Raw genomic sequence first — 12,573 nt, 5'->3', positions numbered from 1 at the left:
AAGCGTCTGAGGGCACCCCAGGCGCAAAGGCAAGGTGCGCAGGCCAGGCGCAGTTGCGATGGTTACGTATCCCTTGCCGCCAAATCGGGGCTGAAAGGTGGCGAACGCGGCGGCGCCTGGTGGCAATGCCGTTGACGGGCGGCAGTGAATATGTCAGCATTACTGACATATTCACAAGACCGGGATGGGGTTAACCTGTTGCAAACCGGCGGTGCGACGCACACAGTCTGGACGGGAGGTTCGGGTGATGGACAAGACGCTGGACACAGGCCCCGCGCGGTCCGAGCCGGCTGGAGCCGTCTCGCTCGACGACAAGTATGACCTCGGCAAATCCCGCGTCTTCATGACGGGAACTCAGGCGATCTCGCGGCTGCTGCTGATGCAGAAGGCCCGCGACGAGCGCGCGGGGCTGAACACCGCAGGCTTCGTCTCGGGCTATCGCGGCTCGCCGCTGGGCGGGCTCGACACCCAGCTCCTGCGCGCCGCCAAGGTGCTGAAACCCGCCAGCATCCATTTCCAGCCGGGCCTCAACGAGGATCTGGCCGCCACGGCCGTATGGGGCGCGCAGCAGGCCGAGATGCGCGGCGAAGGCAAGCATGATGGCGTGTTCGCCCTGTGGTATGGCAAGGGGCCGGGCGTGGACCGCTCGGGCGATGTCTTCCGCCACGCCAACATGGCCGGCACCTCCAGGCATGGCGGCGTGATCGCGCTGATGGGCGACGACCACACGGCGGAAAGCTCGACCAACGCGCACCAGACCGAGTTCGTCTTCGTCGACCGCATGATGCCGGTGCTGAACCCGGCCGGGGTGCAGGAAATCCTCGACTACGGGCTTCACGGCATCGCGCTGTCGCGGTTCGCAGGCGTGTGGGTCGGGCTCAAATGCGTCAAGGACAACATCGAGTCGACATCCTCAGTGGATGGCTCGCTCGACCGGGTGAAGGTCGTCATTCCCGATTTCGCGATGCCGCCGGGCGGGCTGAATATCCGCACCCCCGACGATTTCCTCGATCAGGAGAAGCGCCTCCACATCCACAAGCGCGCCGCCATCCTGGCCTACCTCAAGGCCAACAACATCAACCAGACGATCTCCTCCGGCGGTCCGAACGCAAAGATCGGCATCATCACGGTCGGCAAGTCCTATCTCGACGTGCGCCAGGCCATGGATGACCTCGGCATCGACGAGGTCCGCGCCAACGATCTGGGGCTGAGGCTGCTCAAGATCGGCTGCCCCTGGCCGATCGGCCGCGACGTGCTCGAGGAATTCGCCGCAGGGCTCGACCTCATCATGGTGGTCGAGGAGAAGCGCTCGCTGATCGAGGTTCAGGTGCGCGAGGAGCTTTACGGCTCGCGGCACCAGCCCACCGTGATCGGCAAGAAGGACGAGAACGGAGAGTGGCTGTTTCCCGTCCATGGCGCGCTCGACCCCAACGAGATCGCCATCGCGCTGGGCCTGAGGTTGCTGCGCCATGCCGGCGATGCGGATCTTTCGCGGCGACTGGAGGCTATCGCGGCCGTGCAGGGCAAGCTCGCCGAGGTGCAGGAACATGCGCGCCGCACGCCCTATTTCTGTTCGGGCTGCCCGCACAATTCATCGACCGTGGTGCCCGAGGGCATGCGCGCCTATGCGGGCATCGGGTGCCATTACATGGTGCAATGGATGCACCGCGACACGGACGGCTTCACGCAGATGGGCGGCGAGGGCGCCAACTGGATCGGTGAGGCCCCCTTCTCGACACGGGGCCATGTCTTCCAGAACCTCGGCGACGGCACCTACACCCATTCGGGCTCGCTTGCGATCCGCTGGGCGGTCGCAGCGGGCGTCAACGTCACCTACAAGCTGCTGTACAACGACGCCGTGGCCATGACGGGCGGGCAGGCGGCGGAAGGCGGGCTCAAGCCCTGGCAGATGGCCCAGCAGATCGCTGCAGAGGGCGTTGGCCGGGTTGCTGTGGTGTCCGACGAGCCCGGCAAGTATCCGAGCGGCATCCAGTGGCCTGCGGCCACGACCTTCCATCATCGCGACGATCTCGAAGCCGTGCAGCGCGAGCTGGCCACCGTGCCGGGCGTCAGCCTGCTGCTCTACGACCAGACCTGCGCCACCGAGAAGCGCCGCCGCCGCAAGCGCGGCGACTACCCCGATCCCGACAGGCGGGTGATCATCAACGAACTGGTCTGCGAGGGCTGCGGCGATTGCGGCGTGAAGTCCAACTGCGTCTCGGTGCAGCCGCTGGAAACCGAGTTCGGGCGCAAGCGCCAGATCGATCAGTCGAACTGCAACAAGGACTTCTCCTGCGTCAACGGCTTCTGCCCGTCATTCGTGACAGTCGAGGGCGCCCAGCCGAAGAAGGCGGACGTGCCGAAGGGAAATGAGGGCGGGCTGGGCAATGGCCCGCTGCCGGAGCCGGTGGTTCCTGCGTTGACCGGCAACTATGCCGTGATCGTCACCGGCGTGGGGGGCACGGGCGTCGTGACCATCGGCGCCATCCTTGGCATGGCGGCCCATCTCGAAGGCAAGGGCTGCGGCATGATCGACATGGCGGGCCTCGCGCAGAAGGGCGGGGCGGTGTTCAGCCATGTCCGCCTCGCACCCCGGCCCGAGGATATCCATGCCATCCGCGTCGCGGCCGGACAGGCCGACCTCGTGCTCGGCTGCGACCTGATCGTGACAGGCTCGAAAAAGGTGCTCGCGGCAGTGCGCAAGGATGACACGCTGGTCTTGTGCAACACGGCGGAGTTCCTGCCCGGCGACTTCACACGCAATGCCGATTTCTCGCTGCCGAGCGAACGCATCAAGCGTTCGGTGCTCTCGGCGGCGGGGCGCGCGCACAGCCATTTCATTGATGCGACGGGCGCGGCCGTCGGCCTGCTCGGCAACGCCATCGCGGCCAACATGTTCATCATGGGCTATGCTTGGCAGCTTGGCGGCATTCCGCTCTCGCGAGCCAGCCTCGAGCGGGCGATCGAGCTCAACGGCGAAGCGGTGAAGATGAACCTTCAGGCCTTCACGCTCGGACGCAGGGCCGCGCATGATCCGGCGGCGCTTGCGGCCTTCCTCGGCGTGGCCAAGGCTCCGACGGCTGCGCGGCACATGTCCCAGAGCCTCGACGAGATCATCGCGCGCCGCGTCGAGCACCTGACGGGTTATCAGAACGCCGCCTATGCCGCGCGCTACGCCGCGCTGGTGGACCGCGTGCGCGAGGCCGAAGAGCGCGTCATGCCCGGCTCCACGGCGCTGGCCGAGGCCGTGGCGCGCTACGGCTTCAAGCTGATGGCCTACAAGGATGAATATGAGGTGGCGCGGCTCTACACCGATGGCGCCTTCCTCAACCAGGTCGCCGCCACCTTCCAGGGCGACAGGATGCGCTTCAATATCCACCTCGCGCCGCCGCTTCTGGCCAAGGCCGATCCGGTGACGGGGGCGCCGCGCAAGATGACCTTCGGTCCCTGGATGATGGGTGCATTCAAGATGCTCGCGAAGCTCAAGGGCCTGCGCGGCACAGCCTTCGATCCGTTCGGCTACACCCATGAGCGCCGGACAGAGCGGCAGCTTGTTGCAGACTACCACGACCTCTTGGGCGAACTGCTCAAGGGCCTCGCCGTCAGCAATCTGCCGCTCGCTGTCGCCCTCGCCTCGATCCCGGAGAAGATCCGCGGCTTCGGCCATGTCAAGGAACGGCACCTCAAGCAGGCCAAGGGCGAGGAGGCCGAACTGATGGGGCGCTGGCGCAGCGGCGAGACGGCTGCGCCGCTGTCGCAGGCTGCGGAATGAGCGCCCTGTCCGCCTGACGAGGCTTTAGACTTACGCAGAGTTAGCCACTCATTTTTGCACCGGTTCCGGCGGTTATGCCGGGACGGTGCGCGCATTTGCGCACAAAGTCTAGGCTTGCTCCCATCGTGCTTGTCAGTATGGTCTGGCGATGCCGGGGCTTGACCCACGGCCAATTGGTTTCATTCGAAACCAGACAAGAGCGCTTCAAGCGACATTGCGGGCCGCAAAGGCCTGCTTGCACAGGGAGGACGGACGTTGGCGAAACCGGCGACCGATGCGTTGGATACGTTTCCGAAGCTGCTGCGACGGAACGCGCAGGTGCGCGGCTCGCGCACCGCGTTCCGTCACAAGGATCTCGGCATCTGGCAGTCCTGGGACTGGGCAGAGGTCTATGAGACCGTCCGGGCCTATGGCGTCGGCCTGAAGGCTCTCGGGCTCGCGCGCGGCGACAAGATCGCCATCGTCGGCGCAAACCGGCCCAGGCTTTACTGGTCGATGATGGCCGCACAGATGATCGGCGCCGTTCCGGTGCCGGTCTATTCCGACGCGATTGCCGACGAACTCGCCTATGTGCTCGATCATGCGGAGGTGAGCTTCGCGGCCGTGCAGGACCAGGAGCAGGTCGACAAGCTGCTCTCCGTATCCGAGCGCGTGCCCAAGCTCAAGACGCTGCTTTATGATTGGGGCCGTGGGCTTCGCGACTACGACCACACCCATCTTCATCCGATCGGGTCCGTGATCGCGACGGGCCGCGCGCGCCTCTCTGAAGGGCCTGACGTCGGGGCGGCGCTTGATGCGCAGATCGATGCGGGCAAGGGCGATGACCTCTCGATCATCCTCTACACCTCAGGCACCACGGGCCGCTCGAAGGGCGTCATGCTCTCGGCCGGCCGCTCCATCGCGGCGGCGACCGACACGGTCAAATTCGACGGACTCAACGACACCGACGAAGTGCTCGCCTATCTGCCGCTGGCCTGGGTGGGCGATCATTACCTCAACTTCGCGCAGGGGCTCGTCGCCGGCTTCTGCACGGCCTGCCCGGAAAGCGCCGACACTGCGCAGGCGGACCTCAAGGAGATCGGGCCGACCTTCTATTTCGCACCGCCGCGCGTGTTCGAGAACCTGCTGACGCGGGTGATGATCCGCATGGAGGATGCCAGCAGCCTCAAGAAGAAGATGTTCCACCACTACATCGCCGTGGCGAAGCAGTGGGGCGAGAAGATCCTCAACGGCGAGCCGGTGCCGGTCACGGCGCGGCTGTCCTACGGGCTGGGCAATCTGCTGGTCTATGCGCCCCTCAAGAATGCGCTCGGCTTTTCCAAGGTGCGCACCGCCTACACGGCGGGCGAGGCTATCGGGCCGGAGCTGTTCTCGTTTTACCGCTCGCTCGGCATGAACCTCAAGCAGCTTTACGGGCAGACGGAGGCGTTTCTCTATGTCACCGCGCAGCCCGACGGGCAGATACGCGCCGACACGGTGGGGCCGGCCACGCCCAATGTCGAGATCCGCATCGAGGAGGGCACGGGCGAAGTCCTGTATCGCTCGCCGGGCCAGTTCATCGGCTACTACAAGGATGCCGAGAAGACCGCCGAGACGATGACGCCCGACGGCTTCGTGCGCACGGGCGATGCCGGCTTCTTCGAGGTGGGCACGGGCCATCTCAAGATCATCGACCGCGCCAAGGATGTCTCCAAGCTGAGATCGGGTGATCTGTTCGCGCCGAAATACATCGAGAACCGGCTGAAATTCTTCCCCAACGTCAAGGAGGTCGTCGCCTTCGGGCAGGGCGAGGCTTTCGTGACGACATTCATCAACATCGACCTGACCGCCGTGGGCAACTGGGCCGAGCGCAACAATGTCGTCTATGGCTCCTACCAGGAACTGGCCCAGCATCCGCAGGTCTACGACATCATCGCCGCCCATGTGGACGAGGTGAACGCGCTGCTGGCCGCCGAGCCCATGATGGCGGCGGCGCAGATCAGGCGCTTCCTGATCCTCCACAAGGAACTGGACGCGGACGATGGCGAACTGACCCGCACGCAGAAGGTGCGCCGCGGCTTCGTGGCGGAGCGCTACGCCCCGCTGGTGAAGGCGCTCTATGACGGCTCCGACGAGGCGGACATCTCGACGGAAGTGACCTTCGAGGACGGCCGCAAAGGCGTGATCTCCGCCCGCGTGAAGGTGCGCGATGCCAGGCAGTTTCCCGCCACCACACCCGCCCAGCCGGGCAAGATGGAGAAGGCCGCCTGATGCTGCACGTGTCCCCCACGACGGCCGCGCAATCGGGCATCGCCAAGGGCGATGTCCTTCTCTCGGTCGAGAATGTCTCGCTCCGCTTCGGTGGCGTGAAGGCGATCTCGGACGTCTCCTTCGACATCAGGAAGGGTGAGGTCCGTGCCATCATCGGCCCCAACGGGGCGGGCAAGACCTCGATGCTCAATTGCATCAACGGGTTCTATTTCCCGCAGGAAGGACACATCACCTACAGGGGCGTGCGCCGCCAGAAGGTGCGCCCGCACGAGGCGGCCTCATCCGGCATCGCCCGCACCTTCCAGAACGTGGCGCTGTTCAAGGGCATGACCACGCTCGACAACATCATGACCGGGCGCACGCTGAAGATGAATGTCGGCCTTTTCTGGCAGCTTCTGCGCCATGGGCCGGCGATGGCCGAGGAGATCGAGCACCGCCGCAAGGTCGAGGACATCATCGACTTCCTTGAGATCCAGGCCATCCGCAAGGTGCCGGTGGGCAAGCTGCCCTATGGCCTGCAAAAGCGTGTCGAGCTTGGCCGGGCGCTGGCGATGGAGCCGGAGTTGCTGCTGCTCGACGAGCCGATGGCCGGCATGAATCTCGAGGAGAAAGAGGACATGTGCCGCTTCATCCTCGATGTGAACCAGTCCTTCGGCACCACCATCGCGCTGATCGAGCATGACATGGGCGTGGTCATGGACCTGTCCGACCGTGTCGTGGTGCTCGAATATGGCCGCAAGATCGCCGATGGCGTGCCCGAGGCGGTGAAGGCGGACCAGGCCGTGATCGACGCCTATCTCGGCGTGGCGCATTGAGGATGATCTGATGTCCCTCGCACAGACCGCTCCGGCCAAGCCTCTGCTCTCGCCGGCGATGATGGGCCTTCTCAAGGTGCTAGGAGCCTTCGGCGCGTTGGCCCTGCTCGTGGCCGTTCTGGTCCAGTCCGGCGCGATGCCGCGCGGTTCCGCAGGCCACAAGGTGCTGGCATCTCCCTTCATCGACATGTGGGAACTGCCGGATCTGTTCGTCCAGACCATCTGGGAGGGCCTCGTCGCAGGCGTGCTCTACGCGCTGATCGCTCTCGGCTTCGTGCTGATCTTCAAGGCGTCCGGCGTGTTCAACTTCGCGCAGGGCATCATGGTGGTGTTCTCGGCGCTGACTCTGGTCGGATCGTACGAGATCATGACGCGCGATTTCGGCCTGCCTCCGGGCACTGCGGTGGCGATCCTGGCGCTCTTCATCGCGATCGGCACCATGTTCGTGCTGGCCTGGCTGGTGGAGCGCATCGTGCTCCGGCCGCTGGTCAACCAGAACGAGATCATCATGCTGATGGCCACGGTGGGGCTGACCTACTTCCTCATCGGCTTCGGCGAGTACATCTTCGGCGGCAACCCGAAGGTGATGATCACCGCTCAGCTCGGCCTGCCAATGGGCTCGACCCAGTTCAACATCCTCGGCGGCCGGGTCAACATCCAGCATCTCGACGTGGCGGCCGCCGTCATCGCCTCGCTGATGATCGCGGGCCTCGCCTTCTTCTTCCAGTACACCCGCATCGGCCGCGCGCTCCGCGCCGTCGCGGACAGCCACAAGGCGGCGCTCTCCGTCGGCATCTCGCTCAACCAGATCTGGGTCATCGTCTGGTTCACCGCCGGCGTCGTCGCGCTGGTGACGGGCATCATGTGGGGCGCGCGCTCGGATGTGTCCTTCGCGCTGGAGATCATCGCGCTGAAGGCGCTGCCGGTGCTGATCCTCGGCGGCTTCACCTCGGTGCCCGGCGCCATCGTCGGCGGGCTCATCATCGGCATCGGCGAGAAGATGGGCGAAGGCTACTGGGGCCCGCTGCTCGGCGGCGGCATCGAGACGTGGCTCGCCTATGTCATCGCGCTTGGCTTCCTGCTGTTCCGTCCGCAAGGGCTGTTCGGCGAGAAGATCATCGAACGCATCTGACCGGAGAAAACCCGTGTTCTATCGCGAAACCGGCCAGTTCAAGACAACTTACGCCGCCGACATGGCGATGTTCCCCATCCGGCAGGACCGGATCGGGATCGCCATCATCCTCGCCATCGCCTTCCTTGTCGTGCCCTTCGTCACCAGCGAGTTCACGCTCAAGACGATCATGCTGCCCTTTCTCGCGCTTTCGGTGGCGGTGATCGGGCTCAACATCCTCACCGGCTACACCGGCCTCATCTCCCTGGGCTCCGCCGGCTTCATGGGCGTGGGGGCCTATGCGTGCTACAAGCTGACGACCTATTTCCCGGATGTGAACATCCTGATCTGGATCTTCGTGTCGGGCTTCTTCTCGGCGGCTGTGGGCGTGTTCTTCGGCCTGCCGTCCCTGCGAATCAAGGGGCTCTACCTCGCGGTTGCGACGCTGGCGGCGCAGTTCTTCCTGCAATGGGCCTTCGTGCGCATTCCGTGGCTGTTCAACTACAATCCGTCGGGCGCCATCGAGGTGCCGCTGCGCACGCTCTTCGGCATCCCCATCACCGGCCCCACCGCCTCGCTCGAGGTGAAGTATCTCATCTGCCTCTGCTTCGTCGTCGGCATGACATGGCTCGCGTCCAACCTCGTGCATGGCCGCATCGGCCGCTCCTGGATGGCGGTGCGCGACATGGACATCGCGGCGGAGCTGATGGGCATCAAGCTGCTCAACGCCAAGCTGATGGCCTTCGCGGTGTCGTCCTTCTTCTGCGGCGTCTCGGGCGCGATGTTCGTTTTCCTCTATCTGGGCGGCGCGGAGGCGGGCACGGAGTTCGCGATCAGGCTGTCCTTCCTCATCCTCTTCGCCGTCATCATCGGCGGCACGGGCTCGATGATCGGCTCGTTCTTCGGCACCGCCTTCATCGTGGCGCTGCCGACCATCCTCAAGTTCGGCGCCCCCGCCATCGGCATCGCGATCACGGGCGCCACCGCCGAGAAGATCGTGCTGATGATCATCGGCGCGCTGACCATCTATCTTCTGATCGTCGAGCCGCACGGCCTCGCGCGGCTCTGGCAGATCGCGAAGCAGAAACTCAGGGTCTGGCCGTTCCCCTACTAGGGAAGGCCATGCCTGATTCAGGATCAGCCTGCCGGGTGGGGACAAACCCGGATGCTGAAAGGCCAACATTGACCGGAGGGACAACAAGATGACGTTGAAAAAGCTTGCGATCAGGGCGGCCTTCGCCGCGGCCACGCTCGGATCGGGCTTCGCCGCTCAGGCGCAGGACTCGATCTACTTCATGCACAACACCTACCGCACCGGCGCCTTCTCGGGTTCGGGCATCCCGGTCGGCGACGGAACGCGCGACTACTTCACCATGCTGAACAACCGCGATGGCGGCATCGGCGGCGTGCGCATCAACTTCGAGGAATGCGAGACCGCCTACGACACCCGCCGCTCGGTGGAATGCTACGAGCAGGGCAAGGCCAAGGGCACTGTGCTTTACGTGCCATGGTCCACGGGCGCGGCGCTTGCCGCCATCCCGCGCGCGCATCTCGACAAGATCCCGATCTTCTCGATGGGCTACGGCCTCTCGGCCTCGGCCGTGGGCGATGTCTTCCCATGGGTGTTCAACATGCCGATCACCTACTGGGACGGGGCCAACGCCTTCATCCAGCATGTGGCCCAGCAGGAAGGCGGGTTCGACAAGCTCAAGGGCAAGACAATCGGCCTGCTTCACCTCGACGCGCCGTTCGGCAAGGAGCCGATTCCGATCCTCGAGAACATGGCCAAGCAGCACGGCTTCAACCTCAAGCTCTATCCTGTGGCCCCGGCCGAGATGCAGAACCAGTCCTCGGTCTGGCTCTCGATCCGCCGCGACCGCACCGACTGGGTCTACAACCAGGGCTGGGGCGCGATGAACCCCACCGCGGTGCGTGAAGCGGCGCGCGGCGGCTTCCCTGTCAACCGCCTGGTCGGCGTGTGGTGGGCCGGCGGCGACGACGATGCCCGCCCGGCAGGCGACGCTGCCAAGGGCTACCGGGCGCTGAACTGGCACCAGACCGGCGCGAACTTCCCCGTGATCCAGGACATCATCAAGCATGTGGTGGACCGCGGCCAGTCGCTCGCTCCAAAGGAGAAGGTTGGCGAGAACCTCTATAACCGCGGCGTCTATCAGGGCATCCTGATTGCCGAAGCCATCCGCAACGCGCAGGCGATCACCGGCAAGAAGGTGATCAACGGCGAGGACATGAGGCGCGGCCTTGAAGCCCTCAACATGACCGAGGCCAGGTGGGCCGCAGCCGGCGCGCCCGGCTTCGCCTCGCCGGTCCGCGTCACCTGCTCCGACCACAACAGCCAGTCGGCCGTCTATGTGATGGAGTGGGACGGCAAGGCCTGGAAGCGGCAGTCCGCCGACGTCCAGCCGCAGAAGGAGATGGTCCGCCCGCTGCTGGAGGAGGCCGCCAAGGCCTTCGCGACATCGAACGCCGGCTGGCCAGCCCGTACGGAAGCCTGCCAGAACAACTCGTGATGTGAACCGGGCGGTCGGCCATCGGCAGTGGGCAGTCGTCAAGGCTGCCCACCGCCATCGCCGGACGCCAGCTTTCGACTGCCCGCTGCCTGCTGCCCACTGCCGGAGTGCCCATGTCCACCGCCACAGCCATAGCCCCCCAGGCCACTGTCGACACAGTGCTGTCGGTCAACAACATCGAGGTGATTTACGACCATGTGATCCTCGTGCTGAAGGGCGTGTCGCTGACCGTGCCGCGCGGCGGCATCGTCGCGATCCTTGGCGCGAACGGGGCGGGCAAGACGACGACGCTCAAGGCCATCTCCAACCTGCTCAAGGCGGAGCGCGGAGAGGTGACCAAAGGCTCGATCGAGTTCGAGGGCGAGCGGGTCGACCGCATGAGCCCCAATGAGCTGGTCAGGCGCGGCTGCATCCAGGTGATGGAAGGCCGGCACTGCTTCGGCCATCTCACCATCGAGGAGAACCTCCTCACCGGTGCCTTCACCCGGCGCGACGGCAACGCCGCCATCAAGCGCGACCTCGAGAAGATCTATGAGCTCTTTCCGCGCCTCAGGCAGCGCCGCACCTCGGTGGCGGGCTACACATCGGGCGGCGAGCAGCAGATGTGCGCGGTCGGCCGGGCGATGATGTCCAGGCCCAAGATGATCCTGCTCGACGAGCCCTCGATGGGACTTGCGCCGCAGGTGGTCGAGGAAATCTTCGAGATCGTGAAGCGCCTCAACGGCGAGGAAGGCGTGTCCTTCCTCGTGGCCGAGCAGAACACCAACATGGCGCTGAAATACGCGACCTATGGCTACATCATGGAGACGGGCCGCATCGTCATGGACGGCGAGGCCAAGTCGCTGCGCGAGAACGAGGACGTCAAGGAGTTCTACCTCGGCGTCGCCGAAGGGACGAAGAAGTCCTTCCGGGAGGTGAAGAGCTACAAGCGCCGGAAGCGCTGGCTGGCGTGAACGAGGCATCGGCCGCGCCCACCGGCGAGATACTCGCCCGCTGGTATGCCGCGCTCAAGGCCGGCGACCTCGACGCCTTCGCGCAGGTCGCCGCCCCCGACATCGTGCTGCGCTGGAACGGCCCGCCCGATCTCGTGCCATGGGCCGGGGAACATCGCGGCCGGCGGGCGGCGCTCGCCTTCTTCGCCAGCGTGGGCCAGGCGCTCGAGATCCTGAGCGTCGAGACCGCCGAACGCATGATGACGGCCGACAAGGCGCTTCTGGTGCTGGACGGACACTGGCGGGTGCGCGCCACCGGTGAAGAGCTCAGGCTGCGCGGCGCCAATCTCTTCACCTTCCGCGATGGCATGGTGGCGGCTTACGAGGTCTTCCCTGACAGCGCTGCCTTCGCGCGGGCGCTGGCGAAGGCGGCTTGATGGCTGTCGTCACAGCTGTCACATGAGCGTCCATGCCCTTCCTCATCGCGCTTGGTGTACTTCTCCTGCTGGCCCTGGTGTTCGGCCCCCAGCTCTGGGTGCAGCGCGCGCTCAGGCTGCATGGCCAGGACCGGCCCGACCTGCCCGGCACAGGCGGGGAACTGGCGCGGCACCTGCTCGACGAGGCCGGGCTTGGCGACGTCGCGATCGAGGAAACCGACCAGGGCGACCACTATGATCCGCATGCGCGGGTGGTGAGGCTCACCGCACCCCATCTGCACGGCAAGTCCATCGCAGCGGTGGCGGTCGCCACGCATGAGGTCAGCCACGCCTTCCAGCATGCGCGGGAGGAGCCAGGCTTCATGCGCCGCATGGCCGTGGTCCAGAAGGTGGTGTGGGTGGACCGCGTCGCCACCATCGTCCTGGTCACTGCGCCTGTGCTGGGCCTCATCATAAAGGCACCTGTGCTGATCGCGCTGCAACTGGCGCTGGGGCTGCTGCTTCTGCTCGTGCGCGTGGCGGTGCATCTGGTCACGCTGCCGATCGAGATAGACGCCAGCTTCGGCAAGGCCCTGCCGATCCTCGAGCAACGGCGCTATCTGGCCAGCGAGGACCTGCCGGCGGCGCGCCATGTGCTGAAGGCGGCGGCCTGGACCTATGTCGCTTCGGCGCTGGCGACCGTGCTAGACGTGATGCGCTGGCTGAGGATCGTGCGCTTTTGACGAGGA

The 12,573-nt window shown here is 65.5% G+C and carries 9 protein-coding genes; all 9 read left to right on the top strand.

The window, feature by feature from the left end; all coding sequences use genetic code 11:
* The first annotated feature begins 247 nt into the window (after positions 1–247).
* The 9 genes from HEQ16_16130 (at position 248) to HEQ16_16090 (ending at position 12,567) form a co-directional block, all read left to right on the top strand.
* Complete coding sequence (locus HEQ16_16130; protein ID MCO4055544.1) at positions 248–3,772, top strand: indolepyruvate ferredoxin oxidoreductase family protein; 3,525 nt, start codon at positions 248–250, stop codon at positions 3,770–3,772.
* Between the two features lie 255 nt (positions 3,773–4,027).
* Positions 4,028–6,022: a long-chain fatty acid--CoA ligase gene (locus tag HEQ16_16125; protein ID MCO4055543.1), complete on the top strand. Its 1,995-nt coding sequence runs from the start codon at positions 4,028–4,030 to the stop codon at positions 6,020–6,022.
* On the top strand, positions 6,022–6,837 hold the full coding sequence (locus tag HEQ16_16120) for an ABC transporter ATP-binding protein (GenBank protein MCO4055542.1): 816 nt from the start codon (positions 6,022–6,024) through the stop codon (positions 6,835–6,837). The genes HEQ16_16125 and HEQ16_16120 overlap by 1 nt, the downstream gene beginning before the upstream one ends.
* 187 nt (positions 6,838–7,024) lie before the next feature.
* A complete protein-coding gene (locus HEQ16_16115; GenBank protein ID MCO4055541.1) occupies positions 7,025–7,969 on the top strand; it encodes a branched-chain amino acid ABC transporter permease in 945 nt (314 codons plus the stop codon).
* Between the two features lie 13 nt (positions 7,970–7,982).
* A complete protein-coding gene (locus HEQ16_16110; GenBank protein ID MCO4055540.1) occupies positions 7,983–9,062 on the top strand; it encodes a branched-chain amino acid ABC transporter permease in 1,080 nt (359 codons plus the stop codon).
* An 88-nt stretch (positions 9,063–9,150) separates the two neighbouring features.
* Positions 9,151–10,476, top strand: a complete 1,326-nt coding sequence (locus HEQ16_16105) for an ABC transporter substrate-binding protein (GenBank protein MCO4055539.1) — start codon at positions 9,151–9,153, stop codon at positions 10,474–10,476.
* 113 nt (positions 10,477–10,589) lie between these two features.
* Positions 10,590–11,429 (top strand): ABC transporter ATP-binding protein, encoded by an 840-nt coding sequence (locus HEQ16_16100; GenBank protein MCO4055538.1) that lies wholly within the window; start codon positions 10,590–10,592, stop codon positions 11,427–11,429.
* Entirely contained in the window at positions 11,426–11,845 is a 420-nt protein-coding gene (locus tag HEQ16_16095) for a nuclear transport factor 2 family protein (GenBank protein MCO4055537.1), read from the top strand. Before HEQ16_16100 ends, HEQ16_16095 begins: the two co-directional genes overlap by 4 nt.
* A gap of 32 nt (positions 11,846–11,877) precedes the next feature.
* Positions 11,878–12,567 (top strand): zinc metallopeptidase, encoded by a 690-nt coding sequence (locus HEQ16_16090; GenBank protein MCO4055536.1) that lies wholly within the window; start codon positions 11,878–11,880, stop codon positions 12,565–12,567.
* Positions 12,568–12,573: the final 6 nt, after the last annotated feature.

Source organism: Bosea sp. (in: a-proteobacteria) (assembly GCA_023910605.1).
Lineage (GTDB): Bacteria > Pseudomonadota > Alphaproteobacteria > Rhizobiales > Beijerinckiaceae > Allobosea.
This window is presented reverse-complemented; position numbering and strand designations above follow the sequence as displayed.